Origin of the sequence: Luteithermobacter gelatinilyticus, from assembly GCF_005849285.1 — a bacterium.
Classification (GTDB): Bacteria; Pseudomonadota; Alphaproteobacteria; order Sphingomonadales; family Emcibacteraceae; genus Luteithermobacter; species Luteithermobacter gelatinilyticus.
The window spans coordinates 1588873-1613783 of the sequence record NZ_CP040517.1; the positions used below are offsets into that span (position 1 = coordinate 1588873).

The following is a 24911-nucleotide window of genomic DNA, read 5'->3' on the forward strand; positions in this document are numbered from 1 at the left end:
TCTTGCGACATACATTTATATCAAATACCTTCTAACACTGTGAGCATGACACTTTTGGGGGCACGCACGGAACGCACGCATGGACAACGACATTATACTCAAACTTCAAAACATACATCTCAAATTTAAGGGCGAGGGACACGAAGTCAATATTCTGAATGGCATCAACCTTGAAATCGCGCGTGGTAGCGCCGTCGCCATACTGGGTCCGTCCGGTTCCGGCAAATCTAGTCTCATGTCGTTGATGAGCGGACTTGAAAAACAGACCGCCGGCAGGATCGAAGTTGCCGGGCAATGCCTGGACGAGCTGAATGAAGACCAACTTGCCCTGTTTCGCCGTGATCATATCGGGATCGTGCTGCAATCCTTTCACCTTATTCCCACCATGACGGCGCTGGAAAATGTGGCGGTTCCCCTGGAACTGGCGGGAAAGTCCGATGCTTTCGCACGAGCTGAAAAATTCCTTGATGAAGTGGGATTATCCCATCGTCTGGATCATTATCCGGCCCAGCTTTCCGGTGGAGAACAACAACGGGTGGCCATCGCCCGGGCCTTGGCGCCAGAGCCGGAAATTCTGTTTGCGGATGAACCGACCGGCAATCTGGATGGAAAAACCGGTCATAAAATTATTGAACTCATTTTCGGGCTGCATAAACGTCTGGAAACCAGCATGGTCCTGATTACCCATGACCCCGAATTGGCCGGGAAATGTGATCGTATTCTGCATATTCAGGATGGTCTGGTGGTCAAAAGCGAAGACAACATTACATCGCCAGCCGGGAGGGTGGCCGAATGTCTGTTGCCATGACACGGCCCATCATGACACAGCCCATACGGACACAGTTTATTCTGGCCCTGCGACTGGCGCGCCGGGAACTGCGCGTAGGAGTGCGCAAGTTCCGCATCTTTCTGGCCTGTCTTTTCCTCGGAACGGCTATCATAGCCGGCGTAGGATCGGTCACGGCCAATATTTCCGAAGGATTGCGTGAAGAGTCCCGGGTCTTCCTTGGCGGTGATGTGGAACTGCGTCAGGTTCAGGAGGAACTGCCGCTTGAGGTATATGAAGACCTCAGCACATATGGCACCATCTCGCGCATTGCTACATTACGAGCCATGGTGCACCTGGCGGAAAACGGACGGGAAGACAGTTCTTTGGTGGAGCTCAAGGTCGTAGATGAACTTTATCCGCTGTTTGGCCATCTAAAACTGCGTCCCCATATCGCCCGCCAGGACCTGTTCAGGGCGCAGAAAGGGCGGCCGGCGCTGGTGATTTCCGAAGCTCTCGCCAATCGTCTTTCGGTGGCGCCTGGCGACCACCTCAAGCTCGGAGACAGTATTTTTTACATTGCCGCGATTTCCTTGCATGAGCCAGACAACGATAGGGGATTTCGCCTCGCCCCCGGGGCCATGTTGTCATTTGAGGGGCTGGAGCAAAGCGGCCTGGTCCAGCCCGGCAGCCTGATCCGGTATTACTATCGCCTCAGGCTGGAGGACGGTTTTTCTCCGGAAAAAGTCAAGAAAGAACTCAATGAAAAATATCCCGACGCCACCTGGCGCCTCCGCATCAGTAACGAGGGCGGCGCCGGCATTCGCCAGTTTGTTACCCGTCTGGGGCAGTTTATGACGCTGGTCGGGCTGACGGCGTTGCTGGTGGGCGGGGTTGGGGTCAGTAATGCGGTTGCCGCCTATCTGGGGCAAAAGACCGATACAATCGCCACCTTTAAAATTCTGGGCGCACCGTCCAGGCTAATTTTCATGACCTATCTGACTCAGGTTCTGATCATGGCCGGGCGCGCCATTCTGGCGGGGCTGGTGGCCGGAGCCATAACACCGCTTCTCATTAGCGATCTTCTGGGCCAACATATTCCCGTCCCGCTCAAAAACACGGTCTATGTCAAGCCGCTGCTTCTCGCCGTATTTTACAGCCTGCTGATTACCCTGATTTTCACCTTGTGGCCGCTGTCCCAGGCCCGGGATGTTCCCGCCGCCCGCCTGTTCCGTCAACTGGTCAATCATCAGGAACCTGTCCGCACGCCCAAACGACTTATGGGATTGATTGGGGGCCTTGCAGGCCTGTTGCTGGCCGGGATTCTGTACACTGCCGATTACCGAATGCTGACCATATGGTTCATAGCCGGCGCTGTTGGGGCCTTTATGCTGCTGTTTGCCGCCGGAGGGCTGGCCCGTGCCGTCGCCCGTCGCCTGCATCGCGTGCGCCGGCCTGCCTGGCGTATTGCATTGGCCAATATTCACCGGCCGGGAAACGCCACCATGTCCATCATCCTGTCCTTGGGGCTGGGGTTGACCCTGTTTTCGGCCATTGCTCTTGTCAGATACAACATCACCCGTGAAATTGATGATCGGGCCCTGAAAGATGCGCCGTCCTTTTTCTTTATTGATATCCAGAAACCGGACGAAGAGCGTTTTCAGCGTTTTCTCACGGGCCTGGAAGGGGTCAGGCTATACCGTAGCGTGCCCAATCTCAGAGGACGTATTACCCATGTCAAAGGCATCCCGGTCGGTGAGGTGGATGTACATCCCGATGGCCGCTGGATGTTGCGCGGCGATAGGGGGTTGACCTTTACCGCCAAACGTCCGGAAGATAACGATCTGGTGGCCGGACAATGGTGGGGGGCGGATTATCAGGGACCGCCGCAGCTATCCATCTCCCATGACATGGCGGATTATATGAAGCTTGGCCTGGGTGATGAGGTCACGGTGAATGTATTGGGCCGTAGCATTACCGCAGAGATCGTGTCCATTCGCAAGGTGGACTGGGGAAGTTTCGGCATCAATTATGTGCTGATGTTTGACCCGGCCACACTGAAAGCCGCGCCTTATACCTATGTGGCGACGGCACGGGTGACGCCAAACCAGGAAGAAGCCGTGTTCAGGGCCATTGCCCGGGCGTTCCCCCAGGTGTCCGTGGTGCGCATGACCGAAGTGCTGAATAATGTGCAGGACTTGTTGAGGAAGATCGGTAGTGCTATTGACGTCATGGCGGCAATTACCATTCTCACAGGGGTGCTGGTATTGGCTGGCGCCGTGGCCGCGGGCCATAAAGGCCGTATTTATGACGCCGCGGTGCTCAAAGTGGTGGGGGCCACGCGCCGAGATATCCTGAAAGCCTATCTTTTGGAATTTCTGTTTTTGGGGAGTGTGACGGGACTGATTGCGCTGGGACTTGGGGCGTTGGCGGCCTATGGCATTGTCACCGGCTTGATGCAGATGAGCTGGCAGTTCAGTCTTACCGTACCGGTGTTGACCATCACACTGGGCATTTTGTTCACGCTGCTGGCCGGCATGACCAGCATCTGGCTGGCGCTCGCCATCCGTCCGGCGAGACTGTTGCGTAATGTTTAAAACCACCATTCAACACAGGTAATCCGGAACAGGGGATGATCTGGTTCATGACTTCCCCAATGAAAGGGTCCTGAAACAAACACGGGTTTTAATTAAAGTATATTATAAAAGATATTGAATAATACCTTATGAATAATCAATAAAATTAAATTATACAATACACATAATTTACCATAATATATATTATGCGAATTATGATATGTCTTCCTACGCATATGTATATTGGTGTTGCCCTATTTTCCTGCTGCTCCCCCTTCGTTTATTCCTCCGGCAGCACGATAAATTCTTCTTCATCCCCCGGAATTTTGGGAAAGCGTCCGTCTTTCCAGTCTCGTTTGGCCTGATCAATGCGGTCCTTACGGCTTGAGACAAAGTTCCAGTAGATGTGACGTTTTGCCATATGTTCACCACCGATAACAGCCACACGCGTATTTTCCACAGCCTCTAAAGTGAGGCCAGCTCCCGGCGTGACCACGGCCAGGTGGTATGCCGGGATCAAAAAACCATCCGCCAGAGTGAGCGCACCGCCGGCCACATAGACCGCCCGTTGTTCGCTCTCAGGCAACACGAGGCGTTGTCCCTTCCTTAAATCGGCTTCGACATAGAGTGTTTCTGCATAAGTCTCCACGGATGATGTCACCCCATACGCCGTTCCCATCATGACACGCACCGTCACGCCTTCAGCAGTGACGACAGGAATGTCCTGCGCCGGATAATGATAAAATGCCGGGGGTCGTTCCTCGTCCTGTTCCGGCAAGGCCAGCCACAATTGCAGGCCATGTACGACATGATCACTATGGCGCACCTCGGGATGTTCCCGTTCGGAATGAACAATGCCGCGCCCGGCCAGCATCAGATTAATATCCCCTGGACGAATGACCTGATAACTGCCCAGAGAATCCCGGTGCAGGATTTCTCCGTCAAACAGATATGTAACGGTTGCCAGATTAATATGGGGGTGCGGACGCACATTCACCCCCTTCCCGGCCGGAAAACTGACCGGCCCCATATGGTCAAAAAAAATCCACGGCCCCACCATACGCCGTTTCGCATAAGGCAGGAGGCGGCGGACAGAGAATCCGCCCAGATCCTTCCTTCGTGGTGGAATAAGCAGCTCAATGCCCATCGTCATACCTTTCCATAGCCAGAGCAGCGCGCCGAAACAGAAAAAGATATACTCTGAATCCAAAATCTACGACTTTAAATTAGAGTTTTTGTGTAACTATATAAGTTTAAAGGACTTTGTTGATTTTATCATAGTAGCTTTTTCTGAATTGTTCCAGAACGGTGCGGACCTTGTCCTCTTCCGTACCGATATGTTTCAGTACAGCCTTCGCCAGTTCGGCACTGGCTTCCAGATTCTCAGAAACCGTATAGCGTGCCCCTATGCGGATCAACTCCTGGCATCTTTCAATGTCATGGCCGCGAGCAAATACCGGTACCGTCGGGAAAACCGCATGCAAGGTGGCGACCACATGTTCCGTGGCTTCAAAGTCATCCAGGGTCACAATGACCAGCGCGGCTTCCTCAATGCCGGCAGCTCTGAATACCTCCGGCCGGCGGGCATCGCCATAATACACCTTATGTCCCTCATTACGTTTATATTGAACCCTGCTGGGATTTTTATCAATTGCTACATAGGGAATATTGCTCATTTCCAGGATTTGGCCAATCCGATGGCCAACCCGGCCGAAACCGGCCAAAATGATATGCGCCCGTTCCCGGACCTCCGGCTTCGGAGTTTCGGCAACAGGTTCCGGCTCCCGACGGGACAAGACTTTCTGAGCCAGTTTGTCCAGTAAAGGGGTGCTCAACATGCTGAGCAACACCACCACCAAAAGCTGCTGGAACAGGTCCGGCTGTAAAATGCCGAGATTATGCGCCAGCGCAAACAGCACCAACGCGAACTCGCCGCTCTGGGCCAACAGGATACTGACCGCCATGGCCGCCCGCCCTCTCACCCGGAACGCCCGCGTCAACGGCCACAGCACTAGAAACTTGACCGGCAAGAGGATCAAAACCAGCCCCAGAAAGTTCAAAGGTGCTGCCAAAAACACCTGCAAATTCAGGGACATTCCCATGGACATAAAAAACAGGCCAAGCAGCAAGCCGCGGAAAGGGTGGATTTCCGCAAGGATCTGGTGCCTGTATGTGGAATCCGCCACAATTAGCCCGGCCAGGAATGCCCCTGTCGCCATGGACAATCCAATACGTTCCATTGCAAGGGCGGCCACCAGGACCAAAAGCAAGGTCGAAGCGGTAAACACCTCCGGTGCGCCAGATCGGGTCAAAAAATTAAGCAACGGATTGAGGATATACCGACCAAAAACAATGATGCCCCCCAGGATGGTGACGGCCTCTCCCAATGCATAAAACACATCTTCCGCCATCGTCATATCTGGCTTTTCCAGAAGCGTCACCAGCGCCAGCAGCGGCACGACCGCCAGATCCTGCATTAAAAGGATGGAAACGGCGGGACGACCATGTTCCGTTGAAATCTGGCGTCTTTCGGATAAAACCTGCAATACGAAGGCTGTAGAAGATAGCGACAGTGCCATCCCGATCATCAGCGACACATCCCATGCAATGGCAAAGCCATAATGCATGGCAAAGGTCAGAAGCACCCCGGTGATCAGGATCTGTAAACTACCCAGGCCAAAAACATAACGCCGCATCTGCCACAGGCGCGCTGGTTTGAGTTCAATGCCGATCACAAACAACAGCAACACCACGCCCAGCTCCGCCAAATGGGCGATATCTTCCACATTTTCGATATAGCCCAGCCCGGACGGGCCCACGGCAATCCCGGCCACAACAAATCCTGTAATCGCCCCCAGTCCCAGAGACTGAAACAATGGGACGGCAATTACGGCAGCAGCCAGCAATATAATGATGTCGGACAGATATTCTATTGTCATAAACCGGGCAAATATTGTGATTCGGGATGCTGATAGAATTCCCGGATCCATAAGGGATTACAATATTTTTTTCAGAAAAAAGTTCGGCTGCTGTGAACCGCCGTTATCTGAATTAATGATGAAATTTAAATTTAGGGTGAATTGGGGTCAGATTGACTCTAGAGTGAATTGAGCCAACCTCTTCACAATTCACTCTAGTCTTCTGACTCTGAAATTCGTATCATATTTGTAGCAGGCTATTCGAATTTCAGAGTCAACAAGAAGACTAGTTAATTATTTGACTCTAGTGTGGTTTCTGAATTTGAAGCTCCTAAGTCGTATGACATAATCAATAACAGGAACTTCAAATTCACCACACTAGCGCGCCGTCATCATTCTGAGGCTCTCTAGAGACAGCTCTGCCCAGCCATCAGGAGGCAGACGGTTCGTCCGCAAATATCCGGCCTCATCAACAGCAAAAGCCAGGCTGTAAGACAAAGAATGGGTCATCAGACTGTACGTCTCCCCGCCGCCCAGAAGGAATAATACATAAGCTGTTTGGGGACGAAAATACGCGCTGATCAACTGCCCCGGCAGCTTCACCTGAAGAGGTGACGCAACATTTGCCTCCGGAGGGCCTTTCAGAACCTCAACAATTTCAAAATACCTTACGGGACGCTGATCTCGCGGTCCCGAGACCACCGGCGCCGAAACAGGGCGCGCCAGAACAACCATGGCGGCCATATCAAAAGCCTCGCGCGCCGTGCCGCTGAAAATAGTTAACTCCTGGGCCATATATGGAGGATCAAGGGCTATGGCCCTGCCCGGCATCACTGCGGACAAGGCCATTGCTGTAATAATCAGATATTGTCTGAACCTGCGTTTCATTCAGGTCCTTTTCCTGTTATGCCACACCGCCATTATGACGACGACGCAGCATAAAGGCAATCGCGCCCAGCATCAACAGAAACGCCGAGGGTGCCGGAATGCGGGTTTGGGTAACGAACAGCTGGTAATTGCCGATGCTCCACTGGTCAAAACCCGTGCCGGTATAATCAAAACCGGTGACCAGCGCGTAAAAAATCCCCGTATAGTCCATCTTGAAATCAAAGACGAAGGAATCCGGACTTTCAAATTCATCATCGCTATAGGTGAGCAGATTACCCAGTTCATCGAAAATATACAGGATGCTGTCGAAGAAATCGTCATTGTTACTGTTGACAAGAGAGATCACCTCAAGGTTAAAGATATCTCCCTCTTCCCCATGAAACGCATACCAGTCCCATTCGCCAATTTGCGACAGGCTGCCTTCGATGGAAATGGCATTCACATTCAGGCGATTGTTCGCATTACGGCCCTCAACAATGGTATTGGGCACGTCAAGTTTTGCCAGATCCACCATTTGCGCACTACCGATCGAGCTGTGATCGCCATCCGTTTCCGCCACGACCTGACCGTTTTCGTTAAAGGCCAGCTTGATCGCCGAACGTTCACTGAAAAACCGGTCCGTCACAACAGAATCAGCCAGAGACAGTCCCGCACTAAACCCGGAGCCCATCAGGTGCAGGGTGGTTTCCGTTCCGTTACGCGGTCCGGTATACTCCGGCAGGAAGGCGTCATCCGGAGGTGTGCCCGTGGTCGGAAGCCCTTCACCGATCGGCCCCCAGGCTTCATAATGTCGCAGCCCCTGAATATGCCCCAGCTCATGCGCGCCCGTCTGGGCGCTTTGAATCACCGTGGCAAGCGCCCGGTTCTCTGGCGTGTCCACCATCCCTGTCACCGCTTCAAAACCGCCAGAAGAAAACAGCGCCCAGACATTGCCGTCCACATTGGCATTGTCGCCGCGGGCCAGGTTTCGAAAATCAATGGAATCAGCGATGCCGAACAAAATTGACGTAATGGCGCCACCATCGTCAACGATGATTCCGGCTGGGCCGGCATCAGCCCCCTCACCCGGCATATTGGCATTAAAGAAAATGGTGCTGTATTCCCCTTCTGTAGGTTGTTCCGTGGTGAACTGGAAATTAAACTGGCCGTAATCCGCCTGAAAACGTTGCTGGATATATGCCCTTTCTTCCGCAGAATAAATATGTTCATCAAAAACCCGGGTAATATCGGCCCCCGTGCCGTCCGGGTTTTCCTTATAGGTCCGGCTGTAGGTTCCCGTGGTCGCACTGTCAAAATCCAGATACACCACCTGTGGACCCTGGCTGGACGCACCGGTACTTGCCGGTTGGGTAGATGTTGCAATAGAGGGGGACAGATCTTGTGTCGTAACACCGGCGGCCGTCACTTCCGGCACATTACGTCCCAACAGGAGCTTTTCCTGTTTGCTGATGGGCAATGACTTCCAATGCGAGCAGGTTGTGCTGTGCTGATGCTGGACATAAGACAACAAATACTGTTCATTCTCTGGTGTGAGCGTGGTTGCCATGGCCAAGGAAGGGACGATGCCCAGAAGGGCCCCTCCTATGATAGATTTATATAGGTATTTCAATGAAATAGTTGGTTTTTTCATTTATATCCCCTTAAAAACCAGAATTGACAATGTTTGCCCGAGAGAACCTCGGGCAAAAAGTTACGCATTACGCAAATGAAGGCTGAGATTCAGCCCATGAACAGGTTGGGCTGTCGGTTTTTTTTACAGAATCCGGGACACCCCCTCCCTTCGCAAAGGTGCTAAGCAAATTCTGTACCATGATGGGCAACCCCACCAGTAACGGGAGTCTGGACCGTGGAAATGCTATTTTTTGAAATTTTCGCAGTCAAAAGTGTAAAGAATTCAAGACAGTCTGAAATCCCGAAATAAGGGCTGGGGCAGGATGTCGTCAAATTATGCTGATTTTTTTCAACCGGATATGTTACTGGTGGGAAAGAGGTGGAGGGAAGATATAAGCATGACAGATCCGAAAAACGGCGTTTCCGACAAACCAATTGGCGTAACGGAAATTTTCTGGCGGTTTTTGCTACTGGGCTGTACCTCCTTTGGCGGGCCGGTCGCACATCTGGGATATTTTCGGGATGAATTTGTCAAAAGACGACGCTGGATCAGCGATCAGGCCTATGCGGATCTGATTGCCTTTTGCCAGTTTCTTCCGGGACCCGCTTCCAGTCAGGTTGGCATGGCCATCGGCCTCAGCAAAGGCGGATATGGTGGCATGTTCGCTGCCTGGGTGGCCTTTACCCTGCCTTCTGCCCTGATAATGTTTGGTTTTGCCTATGGGGTCAACCAGTATAGTGATCTTCTGGGGGGAGGCTGGATTTTAGGTCTCAAAGCCGCAACCGTGGCCATCGTGGCTCAGGCGCTGCTGGGTATGGCTTCCTCTCTCACGCCAGACCGGCGCACAGCCAGCATTGCCCTTGTTGCCCTGCTCGTGGTTTTCCTTATTCCCGGTGCTGTCGGTCAGGTCACGGCCATTCTTATTGGGGGATTCCTTGGCACATTCTGGTGCCGTCACGCCCCCCAAACACAGCAGGATAACCACAAGCTCGGGGGAAATACCAGGGCCGGTACAGCGGCATTTTTGCTGATCCTTTTTGCAACACTAATGGTTGTCCTGCCGGTTGTCGCCACTTTCACCCCCGCACAGGGCCTTACCCTTCTGGACAGTTTTTACCGGGCCGGCGCCTTGGTCTTTGGCGGCGGGCACGTGGTTTTGCCGCTATTACAGGCGGAAATGGTGCAAACCGGACTGGTCAGCCGCGAAGATTTTCTGGCCGGATACGGTCTTGCCCAGGCCGTACCCGGCCCGCTTTTCACTTTTTCCAGCTATCTGGGCGCCATAGCCGCTGGCCCCCTGCCCGCCACCGCCAAGGCCGGTATTGCCACACTGGGCATTTTTCTGCCGTCCTTTTTTCTGGTAATCGGCGGCTTGCCGTTGTGGAATCGCATGCGGCGCATGTCACGGGCCCGCAAGGCCATGACTGGCGTCAATGCCGCTGTGGTTGGTCTGCTCGCCGCCGCCCTTTACGACCCTGTTTTTACGGAAGGCATAACGGGAACCGCCACTCTGGCCATCGCAGCGGTGAGTTTCATTGCGCTCAAACACTGGAACATCCCGGCCTGGGCCATTGTCATTGTGGCGGGGCTGGCCGGAGGCGCACTGCTTTAGAGTAAATTGAGCCAACCTATTCACAATTCACTCTAAGCTCCGGAAAGCGCTGGTCATCAGGCTAAAATCATCTCTTCGCAGGTTTCGTTTTGCATGATCGCCACCACTTCATCGACATCATCGGTACCCCGGATGAGATTGAGATCGAGAGTGTCAATGGTGCCATAGCGGATCATGGTTTTTTCAAGAAAAGGGATCAGCTCCTGCCAATAGTCCTGCCCAAAGGCGATGACCGGAAAGTTACGTACCTTCCCGGTTTGCATCAGGGTGAGCGTTTCAAACATTTCATCCAATGTACCGAACCCGCCGGGCATCAGCACAAACCCCTGTGAGTAGCGCACCAGCATCAGCTTGCGCACGAAAAAATATTTAAACGTGGCGCTGATGTCCAAATAGGGATTGGGCGCCTGTTCCCGCGGCAGATGAATATTGCAGCCGATGGACAGGGCGCCGTTTTCCTGCGCTCCCCTGTTGGCGGCTTCCATAATGCCCGGCCCGCCACCGGTCATGATGGAAAATCCGGCTTGACCAAGGCGGCCGGCCAGCGTCCGGGTCTGATGGTAATATGGGTGTTGTTCGTCAAAACGGGCCGATCCGAAAATGGTGATGCACGGACCAATGTTTCGCAAAAGGCTGAACCCGCGCCACATTTCCCGCGACACCTGATACAGACGTAAAACATCCTTGAGCCAGCTTTTGGATTCATGAAGAAGTTTTTCCTGATTGTTCAGGGGCATACTCATTTCCGCACGATGTCAAGGATTTCCACGGGCCGGCTCATGATCTGATTGCGTACGGGAGATGCCGGGTCCGCCACCGGTGCCGTGGTGGGCTGCTGTTGGATTTTGCGCACCACATCCATACCGGAAATGACAACGCCAAAAGCGGCATAGCCCTGCCGGTCCGGATTGCGGTCACTGCCATAATCAAGCGCCGGGTTATCGCCTATGGTGATAAAAAATTCACTGTCCGCCGTACCTGGGGCAAGTCGCGCCATAGAAATCACGCCATCCCGGTGCAAAATGCCGGTTTGCTCTGTGGTCTCATGAACAATGGGCGGGCGGGCCTCAACGGCGCGGTTTCGCCCTCCCTGAATCAGGGTGATGGTCGTTTCGGCCGGGCGTTGATTATCCAACCGGACAGCCCGGTAAAAAAGGCCGCCCCTATACAACCCCGCCTCCATATTCTTGAGAAAATTATCCACTGTTACCGGGGCCCGCTCCGGATACAGCGCAACGGTAATATCACCCAAACTGGTTCTAATCACCACCGGTATTATTCTCTCTTCAGCCCTGAGCATGCCAGCCGCCATAATAGACAGGCACAACGTCATTCCCACGATAATAAGGTTTTTGAGGGCTTTCATGCCGCCTCTCCCTTCTTTTCGGCCGAGGATGTTCTGGGTTTGCTGTGGGAGACAACATACCAGAGCGTCACCAAAAATAAAAATAACAGGACCGCATAGACGATCAGATTAAGGCGGGTCCACCCCAGCGTTTCAAAAATATACCCCGAACTGAGCGACGCCGCTGCCATCATACTGTACACCAGAAAATCGTTGACGCCCTGGGCAAACGTCTTTTCCGATTCTGTATGGGCCTCGGCGAGCAGCGTTGTTCCCGCCGTAAACATAAAATTCCAGCCAAAACCAACCAGCGCCAAAGACAGATAAAAATTGCTGAGTTCAATATCGTAAATGGCCACTGCCGCAGCGATGGCGTAACTGGCCATACCCAGAAAAATAATCGGGACCGCACCGAATCGCGCAATCAATGAGCCCGTCACAAAGGCAGGAGCGAACATGGCAAGAACATGAACCTGTATGACCATGGCGGCATCGGTGGTCTGGTATCCGCAGAACATCACCGCCAGCGGGGAAGCAGTCATCACAAAAGACATCAGCAGATATCCGCCACCCGCATTCAGACAAGCGCAAATAAAAGTTGGGCGTCGCAGAACGCCCCAAGGGGTTTTCTGGCTGGAAGGCACCGGCATATTACGTCTGCCGTTGCCGTCATGAACCATCGGCTGAACCTTATGCGGAACCCTTAACAGGGCGATCGGAATTTGCGCCAGAAGGCTAAGGCAAAGCACCAGCGCATAGGGACCGGCAAAAGTTAAAGGTTCCAGAACTGAGGTGAAATATCCCGTAATGGTAGGAGTCAGGAGAGCCGCAGCGATACCGCCCGCGAGGACAAAGGAAACCGCCTGTTTCTGGCGGTTCGGCGAACTCACTTCCATGGCGGTAAAGCGATAAAAGGCCGCAAAGGCCTGATAATTCCCGTGAAACCAGGTCGCCAGACAAAACAGGATAAAATCCTGCCGGACCAGAGCATATAGAGCCAGCGCCCCGCTGGTCAGCGCATTCAGGGCCCCGACCTGAAATCCCCGTTTGCGCCCGAACTTTCTCATGAAATAGGACGCCGGCACCGCAGAGAATGCCGACCCTAGCACCGCCGTCGCCACTGGCAATGCCGCCCATACCGGGTCCGGCGACAGCATTTTGCCGACCAGCGCCGAATAGGTCAGCAGCGTCATGGTGGAGGCCAGCATCAACGCCTGGCACAGGCTGAGAAGAAAAATATTCAGTTTTTCACGGGGCATGAATAACTCAGGACAGGGCTGATGGCGACTACAGGTTGATTACCATGCCATCATAAGCAGGTTCGATGTGCCCGGGAAGCTGTTTTTTCAAAGTTGCATAATCCATATCCCAGGTCATGTGCGTGAGCACCGCCCGTTTGGGCTTAAAAAGCTTGATATAATCCAAGGTCCTTTCAAGATGGGTGTGGGTCGGATGCGGTTCCGGCCGCAAGGCATCAACAACCCATAAATCCAGGTTATGGAGATATTTGTGACTTTCTTCAGGTATCACATTAAAATCTGTGCTATAAGCCACTTTATTCAAACGGAAACCATATGATGTGGTGTTGCCGTGGTTTTGCAAAAACGGCTGTATGTCAATGGCACCGATGCGAAAGGGGGACGTCTCAATTTCATGCATGTTGGCAATCGCCGGATATCCCCCCTGACTGGTGAAAATATAGTCAAAACGCCGCTTCAGAACGGCGCGGGTTTCCGGGCCGGCATAAACGTCCACGCGTTTTTTCATACATTGAAAAATCCCTCGCAAATCGTCTATGCCATGCGTATGATCCGCATGATCGTGGGTATACAAAACCCCGTCAAGGCGGGTAATGCCCGCATCCAGGCATTGTTCCCTGAGATCCGGTGACGTATCAACAAGCAGTGCCGTGCCCTGCTCTTCCACGTAGATGGAAGACCGCCGGCGGCGGTTTTTCGGATTGTTGCGATCACATACGCCCCAGATATTGCCGATCCGCGGCACGCCGCCCGAAGTGCCACAGCCCAGAATAGTCACCTTCATCAGTTTTCCCCTTCCGACAGACACGCCTTATGACGCGCCTTATGGAACAGGGCAAAGAAGTTTTCCGTGGTGATCCGGGCCAGTTCTTCATAAGACAGTCCCAGCAGGTCAGCCAGAAAGGCGGCCGTATATTTCACATAAGCCGGCTCATTAGGTTTGCCGCGTTTGGGCACCGGTGCTAGATAAGGCGCGTCCGTTTCAACCAACAACCGGTCGTGGGGGATGATCCTTACCGTTTCCCGAAGATCCGTAGCGTTTTTGAACGTAACGATCCCGGAAATGGAAATATAACACCCCATCTCCAGCGCCGCCTCGGCAAAGGCGCGACTGGCGGTAAAACAGTGAATGACCGCCGGATAGGCGCCCTTGTCCATTTCTTCTTTCATGATCCGGGCCGTATCGGCATCAGCATCCCTGGAGTGCACAATCAGCGGCAGACCAGTTTCCCGGCTGGCGGCAATATGAGCCCGGAAATTTTCCTGTTGTAAGTGGCGCGGCGCATGATCGTAATAATAATCCAGCCCGCTTTCGCCAATACCGACGACCTTTTCCGGCTGAGCCTTTTCAATCAGCTGTTCCGCCGTAATTCCGGGTTCATTTTCCGCCTCATGGGGGTGGCTGCCCACCGTACACCAGACATGATCATACTGCCGGGCGATGGCCAGCACCTCGTCATATTCGCTAAGCCGGGCATTGATGGCCAGCATCGCGCCGACCCCTGCCTCGCGGGCCCGTTGCATGACACCGGGCATATCCTCTGTCATGCTGCCGTAATTTAAATGGCAATGGCTGTCGACAAGCATCTCTTTCAAGCCTCTTGTTCAACAAATCGGGGGAAGACTCCTTGCGGCTTGTCCAGGACTGTACCGCTTGGCAGACGGCCGGTTTCGCCCAATTGGTCAAAACCGCGCGCTGCCTGGTCGAGGTTCAGCTGATCCAGCATTTTTGCTGCACTATCGGGCATGAACGGCTGAATAAGGATTCCCACCTGGCGAATAACTTCTGCCGTGACATACAATACTGTGCCCATGCGTTCCGGATCGGTTTTCTTGAGCGCCCAAGGTTCCTGCCCCGCAAAATACCCATTCGCGTCAGAAACAACCTTCCAGATAACTTCCAGCGCCTGGTGAAAGGCCTGCTCGTCCATTTTTTCACGCACTTTTTCCAAAAGCCCGTCGGCAGCAGCGAGAATATCACGATCGGCCTGCGTTAACGTACCGGGGACGGGGATACGAGATTCACAATTTTTGTAGATCATGCTGAGGCTGCGCTGGGCCAGATTGCCCAGATCATTGGCCAGATCGCTGTTGATGCGGTTGATCATGGCCTGCCGGGAATAATCCCCATCATTGCCAAACGGCACTTCCCGCATCAGGAAATAGCGCACCTGGTCCAGACCGAATTCCTCAACAATCTGGAACGGGTCAATCACGTTACCAATGGATTTGGATATTTTCTGTCCCTCATTGGTCCACCAGCCATGGGCAAAAATACGCCGGGGCAAGGGAATTTCGGCCGCCATAAGAAAAGCCGGCCAGTAGACCGCATGAAACCGCAGAATATCCTTGCCCACCATATGCATATCGGCGGGCCAGAATTTGCGGAAAATAGCGCTGTCCATATCCGGGTAGCCCACGGCCGTCAGATAATTGGTCAGCGCGTCAATCCAGACATACATGATGTGTTTGTCATTGCCCGGCACTGGCACGCCCCACTGAAAACTGGTGCGGGAAATGGACAGATCCCTGAGCCCCCCTTCCACAAAACTTTTCACTTCGTTGCGGCGACTTTTGGGCAGAACCGCCTCCGGCAGCGTGTCATACCATTTGAGAAGCTCCTCCCCCCAGGCGGAAAGACGGAAAAAATAACTCTCTTCTTCCACCCATTCCACTGGCGCGCCCGTAGGCGCCAGCTTTTCACCGCCTTCCCCCTCGATCAGTTCGCTTTCAGCATAAAAGGCTTCATCACGCACCGAATACCATCCGGCATATTTATCCAGATAGATCTGACCATTATCTTCCAGTTTTCGCCACAACGCCTGAACCGCCCGTTTGTGACGTTCTTCAGTAGTGCGGATAAAATCATCATTGGAAAAATTCATGAACGTGGCCAGCTTACGGAATCCCTGAGACACATCATCACAGAATTCCTGCGGCGTTTTGCCGGCGGCCCGAGCGGATTTTTCGACTTTCTGACCATGTTCGTCCGTGCCCGTCAGAAACATCACTTCATACCCGTCCAGCCGTTTAAAACGCGCAAGAACATCACAGGCCAGCGTGGTATAGGCATGGCCAATATGCGGTTTGTCATTCACATAATAGATGGGCGTCGTAATGTAAAAAGCAGACGACATAATCCAGTTACTCCGGTTAATTCCTGATAAAATTAACCCTTCACCGTCTGGCTGATCATGGAAAAAATGTTGATGACGACAAGTTTCCGATCCAGGTTGACGGCATCGGTGCGGGTTATTAATTGGCTAACCTTTTCCCATAGCTCGCCCCATTGATCAAGCGGAATTCTTTGACCGAGCGACGCCATAAGCTCAAGCTCCCCTGTCATCACCGGATGAACGGACGAGACCTGCTCCTGGGCGGATAATGCTGCATGCCGGGTCATGCGGTTCATGAAACGCAGCAAAAGCTCTCCAAACAGACGGAATCTGTCTTGATTATTGCGCCCGGCCAGTTCGCCGGCCAACACATGCAGGGCCGGCACGTTCACCTCTGGCAGAGTGGATAATAGCGAAAGTATTTGACTGTAAAGCTCCAGTCCCTTCTGATGCACCAGGTTCAGCGCATATCCCGGGCTGCCTTCGCTAAGTACGGCATAGCCCGCAAGCTCCTCTTCGGGAAGCTCTGGATTTTCCCGCCGCAAAATTTCAGCCACGGCCTGATCCGTGAGCGGTTTCAGACGCATCTGACGGCATCTCGACCTGATGGTGGGCAACAGTCGGCCCGGCGCATGCGCCAGAATGAAAAGCAAAGCATGACGAGGAGGTTCTTCAAGAACCTTCAGTAAGGCGTTGGCCGCATTACGATTCATTTCATCGGCACTGTCTATGATGGCGATGCGCCAGCCCCCATCGCTGGAAGTGGTATTAAAAAACCCCTGAAGCCGGCGCACCTCGTCAATGACAATCTCCTTGCGCCGTTTGCCGGTTTTCTCATCCAGGCCCCGTTCTATGCTCAACAGGTCAGGATGACTTCCCGCATTAATCAATTGATTGGTCCGGCTTTCGGGATCAGTGGCCAGAGTTGTAAGCGCCGTCTTTTCCAGGGTGTCGCCAAAAAGACCGCCGCCTGCCTCCTCTGTCGGCGCATGATGCAATAAAAACCGCGCCATGTGATAAGCCAGCGAGGCCTTACCAATACCGCGCGGGCCGGTGATCATCCACGCATGATGCAGTTTGTCGGCATTAAAGGCATCAAGGAACAGGCGTGATGCCGCCTCATGCCCGATAACTTCCCGACACAGGCGGGCATGGGGGACCATTTCAAGTTCTTCCATTGCCCTCACTCCAGTCCAAACCGGTCTTTCACACACTGCCAGATGCGTTCTTCCACGTCGTCGACACGGCCTTCCGCAGCGATCACGGTAATCCGCTGCGGGTTTTTCGCGGCAATATCAAGAAAGGCCTCACGCAGTTTTTCGTGGAATCCCTTCCCCATTCTTTCATACCGGTCTTCGCGCTGTTGCCCTGTCTCCGTCTTTTGCCGCATTCTGGCCCGCTCTAACCCCAACGAGGCCCCGCCATTCAAAAGCAGGGTAAAGTCAGGCCAGAAGTTGTCGGTCACGATCTTATGCAGGTCAAGAATCCTATCCACCCCAAGCCCTTGGGCATATCCCTGATACGCCAGGGTGGAATCGGCATAACGATCACAGATAACCCATTTCCCTGCCCGTAATGCCGGCAGCACCGTCCGATCCAGATGGTCGCGCCGGGCCGCATAATGCAACAGGGTTTCGGTCATGGGGGTCCATTTATCCGTGCCACCGGTTACCAGAAGCCCACGAATTGCTTCCGCCCCCGGCGCCCCGCCTGGCTCCCGGGTCAACACCACTTCTATCCCGTGGTGTTCCAGCCTTTCCCTGAGCCGCAAGGCCTGGGTGGACTTGCCCACCCCTTCCCCGCCTTCAAAGGTAATAAAGCGGCCCTTAAACGACGAACCAGAATGGGCAAGTGTTTTATCGGCCACGGCCTGAGGACCCTATCAGCATATAGTTCAGAGCAGCTTTCAAGCGGTTAAAACCACCCAGTTTTCCGACATCTTCGCCGGCCACCAGTGGCAGACGTACCGATTCCATATGAGGAGATGAGATCTCCAGCATGGCCACAGGCTGTCCCTTCACGATCGGCGCCGCAATGGGCCCTTCGTAAATTACCTTGGCTTTCATCTTGCGACGCGCTTCACGGCTCATAGACAGGGTGACATCCTGTTCCAACACTAACGGCACCTGATCCTTTTCCCCCAGCCACACATTGGCATAATCAAGCGTTTTTCCCGCCTGCAGCAGGTTGTAAACATCAAAGTTACGGAATCCATAATTCAGAAGCCGTTCGGATTCCCGCGCTCGGGCCCGTTCGCTGGGCAACCCATTGACCACCAGAATCAGCCGCCGGTCATCCCGTTTGGCCGAAGCCACAAGCCCGAACCCCGCCGCTTCTGTATGACCGGTTTTTAGGCCGTCCGCTTCCGGCATGCTATAAAGGATGGGATTGCGGTTGGTTTGGCGAATATCGTTATAGGTGAATTCTTTTTCCGCAAACATGGCATAATATTCTGGAAAATTGGCGATCATTTTCTGAGCCAGGATCGCCAGATCCCGCGCCGACATGTAATGGTTTTCATCCGGCCAGCCATTGCTGTTCACCATATGGGTGTTTGTCATGCCAAGTTCGCGGGCTTTTTCGTTCATCCAGTCCACGAAGACCGCTTCCGAGCCTGCCAGCCCTTCTGCCAGGACCACACAGGCATCATTGCCGCTTTGCACAATGATCCCCATCAAAAGATCGTGAACCGTGACCCGGTCACCGGCCTTGAGAAACATGGTGGAGCCTTTAAGGCGCCATTTCCGCCAGGCTGCTTCGCTGACCTCGATTTCATCATTGAGGGTGATCACCCCGTCCCGGAGCTTTTCAAAGGCGATATAGACCGTAAGCAGCTTGCTCATGGAAGATGGCGCCATCGGGGTGTCGGGCTCCTTGGCAAACAACACATCTCCTGTCGCGCCTTCGATCAGGATGGCATGTTCCGCAATGGTCTGGATATTCTGGGCGCCAAAGGCCGCAGAGGTCCCTCCTTGGGCACTTAGAAAAACCATCAGAATGGTGAAGAAGGATCTTTTGAGATCAACCATTTATCCGTTTCTCGTCTTTATTTGTTAAACTTAGTATTTCAAACCGGTTATGCCGGAACAGGGTTAGTCCATCACTATTCGGGCCGTATTATGTCCCCAGGCCAACACACGCCCCAGGGTAACATCTGCCTGTTCCCTGGACTCCAGCGGTCCGATGCGTACACGGTAGAGTTTCTGGCCGTTGACATCAACAAGCTCCAGCAGGGTCTGCCCTACATGGCGGATGCCATCCGCCACGGCTTCAGCCCGGAGTTTGTCGGCAAAAGCCCCGATCTGTACATAAATCGTTTTCAGATCATATTCCTTGTGTGCCGTTTCCTGTTGCGGTGGAGAAGAGACAAGCTTTTCCACCTCCACGGCCGGTGGTGGAGACAGTGGCGTAGTTTCTTCGGCCACGACCACGGGGGCGCGTTTGGGAGCGGGCTGGGCCAGTGAGGATGAGGACGGCGAGGATGAGGACGGCGAGGATGAGGATGGTGGAGTTTGTCGTCTGACATAGACCGGGGCGGCATCAGGACCTGGGACGGCTTCCACACGAACTTTGGTAACTCCTTGGCGTTCAAATCCCAGAAGCTGGGCTGCACGCCGCGAAACGTCGATCAGGCGGTTACCCACAAATGGCCCGCGATCATTGACCCTAAGAATCAGGGAACGCCCGTTTTCCAGATTGGTCACCCGCACATAACTTGGCATCGGCAGGGTGGTATGGGCGGCGGTCAGGGCGTTCATGTTAAAAATTTCGCCATTGGCCGTCTTGCGGCCATGAAATTTAGGCCCGTACCAAGAGGCAAGCCCCACGGCGGAATATGTGGGGTCTTCCTTGGGATAATACACCTTGCCTGCGACCTTATAGGGCTTTCCCACTTTGTAACTGCCCTGCCCCGCTGGCGGCGTTTCATAGGAACGGGGGCCGCTGGAACACGCGGCAAGCCCCAGAAGCAGCATACACAGTCCTAAATATTTTCCCAAACGGTTCAGTAACTTCATTTCAGTTGATCCGACAGCAAACTCACCCCTAGTGCATAATAGTTTGAACAATTATAGCTGAGTATAGCCCGGAAGTTCCGGTATGTCAGGTAGGCGGGCCCGTCCTTGCCCGCCGGCATGACCAACGATGCCTTGAAATCCCGATCCCCCACATCGGGAAGATCAGAACCATAAATGGTTTTCACGCCCAGTTCGGACCATTCCTTGAGACTGAGCTGCCGGCTATGATGTTTCAGAGCACGCCTACAGCTACGTGGTGGTTCGGTCTGCTTGACCTTTTCCCATAACTCTTCCACATTTTCCGGCAGACGCACCTCGCGACCCCAAGTGCGGTCTTCGCGCCAGCCATGTTTTTTCAGATAATTGGCGATCGAAGCAAACACATCGGCCTGATCCACCCAAATATCCTTCCGGCCATCCCGGTTGTAATCATAGGCAAAGGTGAAAAAGCTTGACGGCATGAACTGCCCCTGCCCCATCGCCCCGGCCCAGGACCCCTTCATATTTTTCGGGTCAATATGCCCCTGATCAAGAATCTCCAGCGCCCGTAACAGTTCCCGCCGGAAAAAAGCGGGCCGGCGCATGTCATACGCCAGGGTGGCCAGGGCTTCGATCACATAATAGCCGCCGGTATACCTGCCGTAATTGGTCTCCATACCCCATATGGCGGCAATAAAACGGGGTTGTACCCCCATGTCGCGTCCCACTTTGGTCAGCACCTCCTGGTGCTCAGCCATTTTTTTCCGGCCGAGTTCAATACGGGCCGGACTGACCCGACGGCCGATATATTCGGCAAAGGTCTGGGTAAATTCAGGCTGGCGGCGGTCCAGTTCTATGATTTTCGGTACCGGTTGAACACCGTCCAGGGCCACGGCAAGGGTGTTTTCGGATATGCCTTGCTCACGGGCTTCCCGTTTCAGTTCTTCAAGCCACTGCTTAAAACTCAGGGGATTGGCGGGAATGCTGTCTTTTGCCTGCGCTGCCCCAATATTTAACAGTATCCCGATCAGCCCCATCAACAGTACGGTATATCTCATTTTGCCTGAATAGCCCCTGTTTTGCGGTTATTACCTGCACAGCCCCTATGTTCCGTTCTTGCGGTTTGGTCAAACTGCCCATGTTCGCCTCATGTTCGCCTCATGGGTTTGGGACATGGATTCATATATCAGTCCCCAACAAGAACGGAAGCTCATGCTGTTCCCAAATCGTGACCATATCATGGCATAAAAGACCATTTGCACCATATTTACAAGCCATTATTAAAAACTTGTGAATTCGGATCTTGACCTGATACTTGCGATAAGATAAATCCTAGCCCACGGCATTTCATTCGCTACGGAGAGGTGGCAGAGTGGTTGAATGCACCGGTCTTGAAAACCGGCAAGGGTGCAAGCCCTTCGTGGGTTCGAATCCCACCCTCTCCGCCACTATGCACTGCACGACAGCGTTTCTCTGCGCTTCCCTGCTTTTGCAGCAGCAGACTAAGTCACCCCCCTAAACGTGCTTCCCAAAGAAGCTTAACGGCACTTTGGCGGTTTCGGGCTGGCCATGCCATAGGCGGATATTGCCGAGCGCTATGGTCCCTGCACCACTTGCTATAATCGATTTGTTCACTAATCGGTTTGTTCAGTGGCGAAGGCGGGTGTCTGTCAGCGGCTTTTCGACGCGATCTTTCAGGTCCATGACGGTAACCTCCTCATGATCGACAGCAGCTGTGCCCGTGTGCATCAACAGGAAAGTTTCCCGATATTTTCAATGGCTTGAAAAAAGCAGAAATTTTGTACCACAGAGGGGAAAACCTTAAATAAAAAACCCTTGGATATCTGCTAACGCATTAATACCCAAGGGTTTTAAATTGGTGAGCCCTGAAGGATTCGAACCTTCGACCTACTGATTAAAAGTCAGTTGCTCTACCAACTGAGCTAAGGGCCCGTAAAAGATGAGCGGAACATAAAGTCAGTTTCCCGGATGGTCAATAGGAAACTGACACTTTTTTTAAAAAATTTTCTTATAGCGGATCAATGTCGCCAAGCGCCCTTTTGGCATGAAAATCAGCCACATACTGTTTCAGTTTTCCGGCCGCAATGGCGGCGCGCAATCCTGCCATAAGATCCTGAAAATAGGTCAGATTATGTTCCGTCAGCAGCATGGCCCCCAGAATCTCGCCACTACGGATCAGATGCGAAAGATAGGCCCGGCTGTATTTCGTGCAGGCATCACACCGGCAGTCTTCATCCAGAGGCCGCGGGTCATCCGTATGGCGGGCATTTTTCATATTCACTGCCCCTCGCCGGGTAAAGGCCTGTCCCGTGCGGCCCGACCGGGTCGGCAGCACACAGTCGAACATGTCAATGCCGCGCTCGACGGCCCCGACAATATCATCGGGTTTGCCCACCCCCATCAGGTAGCGCGGTTTGTCTGTGGGCATTTTGGGCATGGTAAAGTCGAGCACCTCGAACATCACCTGCTGCCCTTCGCCCACCGCAAGGCCGCCAACGGCATACCCGTGAAAGCCGATCTCGGTGAGCGCGGCGATAGACTCCTGCCTCAGGTCCTCAAACACCCCGCCCTGCACAATGCCGAACAAAGCATTCTTTTCCGCATGTTCAGACCCATTGTGAAAGGCGTCAAAAGAACGTTTGGCCCAGCGCATGCTGAGCCGCATGCTGTCTTCCGTCTGTTTTCGGGTGGCGGGATACGGCGTGCATTCGTCAAACGCCATCACGATGTTAGAGCCCAACAATCGCTGGATTTCCATACTGCGTTCCGGGCTGAGCAAATGACGACTGCCGTCAATATGGGACTGGAAAGCCACGCCCTCCTCGCTAATTTTCCGAAGCTGCGCCAGGGACATCACTTGAAACCCACCGGAATCGGTCAGAATCGGCCGCTCCCAGTTCATGAATTTGTGTAACCCCCCTAGATGATGAATCCGTTCCGCCGTGGGCCGGAGCATCAAATGATAAGTGTTGCCCAAAAGAATATCCGCCCCCGTGGCCCGCACGGTTTCCGGTTTCATGGCCTTGACCGTAGCCGCCGTCCCCACCGGCATAAAGGCGGGCGTGCGAATATCCCCGCGCCAGGTTTTCAAGACCCCGGTGCGCGCCGATCCGTCGGTCGCCTCGATGTGCAGCTTGAAATTATCCTTCACAACTGGTCCTCACGAAATAACAGACTGCTGTCGCCATAGGAATAAAAACGATACCGTTCTTCAATGGCATGGTGATAGGCCGCCTTCATTGTTTCCAACCCGGCAAAGGCCGACACCAGCATAAACAGAGTGGACCGCGGCAGATGGAAATTGGTCATCAGCATATCCACACAACGGAACTTGTATCCCGGCGTAATAAAAATATCCGTGGAATCGGCAAAGGGGCGTGTGTGCCCGCTTTCGTCCGTCGCAGCTTCCAGCAGGCGCAACGACGTGGTGCCCACAGCAACGACCCGCCGTCCTTCGGCGTGGGCGCGGTTAATCTCCTCCGCCACGTCCGGGGTAATCTCGCCCCATTCCTCATGCATTTTATGATCGCGGGTGTCCTCCACTTTAACCGGCAGGAAGGTACCGGCCCCGACATGCAGGGTGACCTGGACGCGTTTTACGCCGATTTCGTCAATTTTGTTCAGCAGGGCCGTTGTGAAATGCAGTCCGGCAGTGGGAGCCGCGACGGCCCCGTCTTTTTTGCTATAGACGGTCTGGTAATCCTCACGGTCCCGCGCATCTACCGGCCGTTGTGAAGCGATATAGGGCGGCAGAGGCATGACCCCCACTTCATCAAGCGCCTGGCGCAGGGCCGATCCCGCCCGGTCAAACCGTAAAGTGACTTCACCGCCTGCGCCCTTGTCCGTTACCGTACAGAACAGCTTGTCCTGAAAACTGATCTCGTCACCCACTTTCAGTTTCTTGGCCGGGCGGGCAAACGCCTTCCAGAGCCCCTCATCCTTCTGCTGATGCAGGGTAAATTCAACTTTGCCCAGCCCCCGTCTGCCGCTCAGGCGCGCCGGAATCACCCGGGTATCATTAAAGACCATCACGTCACCGGGATTAAGATAATCTGTAATATCCGCCACACGACGGTCTTCAAGGTCCTTGCCTCGCACCACAAGAAAGCGCGCCCCGTCGCGATTTGCGACGGGGCGAAGCGCAATCAGCTCCCGCGGGAGTTCAAAGTCAAACAGGTCAACCTTCAATGTTCACCCCGATATTCATCCTAATATCCACTCCAATGGTCCCCCCATGCTGACCCCATGTTGACCCGTGAGCTACTGTTCCACATCCGCAGCAACCTGCATTTTTACAATGATGTCCGGATCGGTAAAGCCCGGCCCCTCCCCAGGTTTGATATTGTCCACAAACTGCATGCCTTCGACCACCCGTCCCCAAACGGTATATTGTCCGTTCAGGTGCATGGCCGGCTCAAAACAGATAAAAAACTGTGAATCCGCACTGTTGGGGTCCATCGCCCGAGCCATGGACACGGTCCCGCGCAGATGCGGCAGGTCGTTAAATTCCGCCGGCAGGTTTTGCCCCGATCCACCGGTACCATCCCCTTTCGGGTCTCCGGTCTGGGCCATGAAGCCTGGAATCACCCGGTGAAAGGTTAAGCCGTCATAAAACCCTGCCCGGACCAATTCCTTGATTCTCGCCACATGTTTGGGCGCTTTATCCGGATACATTTCAATCACCACCCGACCATCTTTCAGGTCAAGGTAAAGGGTATTTTCCAGATCCATGGCGTGTGCTCCTGCCGTCATCAAGAAAACGGTCAAAACCGCCTTCAACAAGTTTTTCATGATTTATCACCT

21 protein-coding genes, 2 tRNA genes and 1 pseudogene are annotated in these 24911 nt (G+C 53.7%); 5 read left to right on the forward strand and 19 right to left on the reverse strand.

The genetic code is table 11. From position 1 onward, the window contains the following. Nucleotides 1–79: 79 nt before the first annotated feature. Together FE788_RS07195 and FE788_RS07200 are read left to right on the forward strand one after the other, a co-directional pair. Entirely contained in the window at nt 80–808 is a 729-nt protein-coding gene (locus FE788_RS07195; protein WP_138379990.1) for an ABC transporter ATP-binding protein, read from the forward strand. An 11-nt stretch (nt 809–819) separates the two neighbouring features. Then, on the forward strand, nt 820–3363 hold the full coding sequence (locus tag FE788_RS07200; protein ID WP_168190316.1) for an ABC transporter permease: 2544 nt from the start codon (nt 820–822) through the stop codon (nt 3361–3363). Between the two features lie 259 nt (nt 3364–3622). Here FE788_RS07200 and FE788_RS07205 read toward each other — a convergent pair whose 3' ends face one another. The 4 genes from FE788_RS07205 to FE788_RS07220 form a co-directional block, all read right to left on the reverse strand. Beyond that, complete coding sequence (locus FE788_RS07205) at nt 3623–4495, reverse strand: pirin family protein (protein ID WP_138379992.1); 873 nt, start codon at nt 4493–4495, stop codon at nt 3623–3625. Nucleotides 4496–4595: 100 nt separating this feature from the next. Next, nucleotides 4596–6281, reverse strand: coding sequence for a monovalent cation:proton antiporter-2 (CPA2) family protein (locus tag FE788_RS07210; protein WP_168190317.1), 1686 nt, complete (start codon nt 6279–6281; stop codon nt 4596–4598). Between the two features lie 357 nt (nt 6282–6638). Next, entirely contained in the window at nt 6639–7148 is a 510-nt protein-coding gene (locus FE788_RS07215) for a hypothetical protein (RefSeq protein ID WP_138379994.1), read from the reverse strand. Nucleotides 7149–7164: 16 nt separating this feature from the next. Continuing rightward, nucleotides 7165–8778 carry a hypothetical protein gene (locus FE788_RS07220; protein WP_138379995.1) on the reverse strand — a complete coding sequence of 538 codons (1614 nt, stop codon included), beginning with the start codon at nt 8776–8778 and terminating at the stop codon, nt 7165–7167. A gap of 379 nt (nt 8779–9157) precedes the next feature. On the opposite strand from FE788_RS07220, the gene chrA reads away from it, so the two are divergent. After that, the gene (gene chrA / locus FE788_RS07225) at nt 9158–10372 is read left to right on the forward strand and encodes a chromate efflux transporter (protein WP_138379996.1); all 1215 of its coding nucleotides are present in this window, start codon (nt 9158–9160) and stop codon (nt 10370–10372) included. 56 nt (nt 10373–10428) lie between these two features. Here the strand turns inward: chrA and FE788_RS07230 are convergent, their stop codons facing one another. From FE788_RS07230 to FE788_RS07280, 11 genes are all read right to left on the reverse strand, one after another. After that, nucleotides 10429–11109 carry an LOG family protein gene (locus tag FE788_RS07230; RefSeq protein WP_168190318.1) on the reverse strand — a complete coding sequence of 227 codons (681 nt, stop codon included), beginning with the start codon at nt 11107–11109 and terminating at the stop codon, nt 10429–10431. Between the two features lie 2 nt (nt 11110–11111). Beyond that, nucleotides 11112–11738: a peptidylprolyl isomerase gene (locus FE788_RS07235; protein ID WP_210413811.1), complete on the reverse strand. Its 627-nt coding sequence runs from the start codon at nt 11736–11738 to the stop codon at nt 11112–11114. Continuing rightward, nucleotides 11735–12976 (reverse strand): MFS transporter, encoded by a 1242-nt coding sequence (locus FE788_RS07240; RefSeq protein WP_138379998.1) that lies wholly within the window; start codon nt 12974–12976, stop codon nt 11735–11737. The genes FE788_RS07235 and FE788_RS07240 overlap by 4 nt, the downstream gene beginning before the upstream one ends. A gap of 28 nt (nt 12977–13004) precedes the next feature. Continuing rightward, nucleotides 13005–13760, reverse strand: coding sequence for an MBL fold metallo-hydrolase (locus FE788_RS07245; RefSeq protein WP_138379999.1), 756 nt, complete (start codon nt 13758–13760; stop codon nt 13005–13007). Continuing rightward, a complete protein-coding gene (locus FE788_RS07250) occupies nt 13760–14563 on the reverse strand; it encodes a TatD family hydrolase (protein WP_138380000.1) in 804 nt (267 codons plus the stop codon). The genes FE788_RS07245 and FE788_RS07250 overlap by 1 nt, the downstream gene beginning before the upstream one ends. Nucleotides 14564–14568: 5 nt before the next feature. Further along, nucleotides 14569–16113: a methionine--tRNA ligase gene (gene metG, locus FE788_RS07255; RefSeq protein WP_138380001.1), complete on the reverse strand. Its 1545-nt coding sequence runs from the start codon at nt 16111–16113 to the stop codon at nt 14569–14571. 32 nt (nt 16114–16145) lie between these two features. Further along, nucleotides 16146–17270: a DNA polymerase III subunit delta' gene (locus tag FE788_RS07260; RefSeq protein WP_138380002.1), complete on the reverse strand. Its 1125-nt coding sequence runs from the start codon at nt 17268–17270 to the stop codon at nt 16146–16148. Between the two features lie 5 nt (nt 17271–17275). Beyond that, nucleotides 17276–17959, reverse strand: coding sequence for a dTMP kinase (tmk, locus tag FE788_RS07265; RefSeq protein WP_138380003.1), 684 nt, complete (start codon nt 17957–17959; stop codon nt 17276–17278). Next, nucleotides 17949–19121: a D-alanyl-D-alanine carboxypeptidase family protein gene (locus FE788_RS07270; protein ID WP_138380004.1), complete on the reverse strand. Its 1173-nt coding sequence runs from the start codon at nt 19119–19121 to the stop codon at nt 17949–17951. The genes tmk and FE788_RS07270 overlap by 11 nt, the downstream gene beginning before the upstream one ends. A gap of 63 nt (nt 19122–19184) precedes the next feature. Then, nucleotides 19185–20108, reverse strand: coding sequence for a septal ring lytic transglycosylase RlpA family protein (locus tag FE788_RS07275; RefSeq protein ID WP_138380005.1), 924 nt, complete (start codon nt 20106–20108; stop codon nt 19185–19187). After that, a complete protein-coding gene (locus tag FE788_RS07280; RefSeq protein ID WP_138380006.1) occupies nt 20105–21145 on the reverse strand; it encodes a lytic murein transglycosylase in 1041 nt (346 codons plus the stop codon). The genes FE788_RS07275 and FE788_RS07280 overlap by 4 nt, the downstream gene beginning before the upstream one ends. Nucleotides 21146–21445: 300 nt before the next feature. Here FE788_RS07280 and FE788_RS07285 point away from each other — a divergent pair. After that, nucleotides 21446–21535 (forward strand) — tRNA-Ser (locus FE788_RS07285). A 99-nt stretch (nt 21536–21634) separates the two neighbouring features. Continuing rightward, nucleotides 21635–21839: pseudogene (locus FE788_RS14370) on the forward strand (IS5/IS1182 family transposase); the annotation flags it as partial. Nucleotides 21840–21964: 125 nt separating this feature from the next. On the opposite strand, the gene FE788_RS07290 reads toward FE788_RS14370, so the two are convergent. The 4 genes from FE788_RS07290 to FE788_RS07305 form a co-directional block, all read right to left on the reverse strand. Then, a tRNA-Lys gene (locus FE788_RS07290) sits at nt 21965–22040 on the reverse strand. 76 nt (nt 22041–22116) lie between these two features. Then, nucleotides 22117–23259, reverse strand: coding sequence for a tRNA guanosine(34) transglycosylase Tgt (tgt, locus tag FE788_RS07295; RefSeq protein WP_138380007.1), 1143 nt, complete (start codon nt 23257–23259; stop codon nt 22117–22119). Then, the gene (gene queA, locus FE788_RS07300) at nt 23256–24296 is read right to left on the reverse strand and encodes a tRNA preQ1(34) S-adenosylmethionine ribosyltransferase-isomerase QueA (protein ID WP_138380008.1); all 1041 of its coding nucleotides are present in this window, start codon (nt 24294–24296) and stop codon (nt 23256–23258) included. The genes tgt and queA overlap by 4 nt, the downstream gene beginning before the upstream one ends. 72 nt (nt 24297–24368) lie before the next feature. Continuing rightward, complete coding sequence (locus FE788_RS07305) at nt 24369–24899, reverse strand: peptidylprolyl isomerase (protein WP_138380009.1); 531 nt, start codon at nt 24897–24899, stop codon at nt 24369–24371. Nucleotides 24900–24911: the final 12 nt, after the last annotated feature.

Coding starts and splice junctions, on each gene's coding strand:
- FE788_RS07195 (WP_138379990.1), top strand. CDS start 80: ATGGACAACGACATTATACTCAAACTTCAAAACATACATCTCAAATTT.
- FE788_RS07200 (WP_168190316.1), top strand. CDS start 820: ATGACACAGCCCATACGGACACAGTTTATTCTGGCCCTGCGACTGGCG.
- FE788_RS07205 (WP_138379992.1), bottom strand. CDS start 4,495: ATGACGATGGGCATTGAGCTGCTTATTCCACCACGAAGGAAGGATCTG.
- FE788_RS07210 (WP_168190317.1), bottom strand. CDS start 6,281: ATGACAATAGAATATCTGTCCGACATCATTATATTGCTGGCTGCTGCC.
- FE788_RS07215 (WP_138379994.1), bottom strand. CDS start 7,148: ATGAAACGCAGGTTCAGACAATATCTGATTATTACAGCAATGGCCTTG.
- FE788_RS07220 (WP_138379995.1), bottom strand. CDS start 8,778: ATGAAAAAACCAACTATTTCATTGAAATACCTATATAAATCTATCATA.
- chrA (WP_138379996.1), top strand. CDS start 9,158: ATGACAGATCCGAAAAACGGCGTTTCCGACAAACCAATTGGCGTAACG.
- FE788_RS07230 (WP_168190318.1), bottom strand. CDS start 11,109: ATGCCCCTGAACAATCAGGAAAAACTTCTTCATGAATCCAAAAGCTGG.
- FE788_RS07235 (WP_210413811.1), bottom strand. CDS start 11,738: ATGAAAGCCCTCAAAAACCTTATTATCGTGGGAATGACGTTGTGCCTG.
- FE788_RS07240 (WP_138379998.1), bottom strand. CDS start 12,976: ATGCCCCGTGAAAAACTGAATATTTTTCTTCTCAGCCTGTGCCAGGCG.
- FE788_RS07245 (WP_138379999.1), bottom strand. CDS start 13,760: ATGAAGGTGACTATTCTGGGCTGTGGCACTTCGGGCGGCGTGCCGCGG.
- FE788_RS07250 (WP_138380000.1), bottom strand. CDS start 14,563: ATGCTTGTCGACAGCCATTGCCATTTAAATTACGGCAGCATGACAGAG.
- metG (WP_138380001.1), bottom strand. CDS start 16,113: ATGTCGTCTGCTTTTTACATTACGACGCCCATCTATTATGTGAATGAC.
- FE788_RS07260 (WP_138380002.1), bottom strand. CDS start 17,270: ATGGAAGAACTTGAAATGGTCCCCCATGCCCGCCTGTGTCGGGAAGTT.
- FE788_RS07270 (WP_138380004.1), bottom strand. CDS start 19,121: ATGGTTGATCTCAAAAGATCCTTCTTCACCATTCTGATGGTTTTTCTA.
- FE788_RS07275 (WP_138380005.1), bottom strand. CDS start 20,108: ATGAAGTTACTGAACCGTTTGGGAAAATATTTAGGACTGTGTATGCTG.
- FE788_RS07280 (WP_138380006.1), bottom strand. CDS start 21,145: ATGAGATATACCGTACTGTTGATGGGGCTGATCGGGATACTGTTAAAT.
- FE788_RS07305 (WP_138380009.1), bottom strand. CDS start 24,899: ATGAAAAACTTGTTGAAGGCGGTTTTGACCGTTTTCTTGATGACGGCA.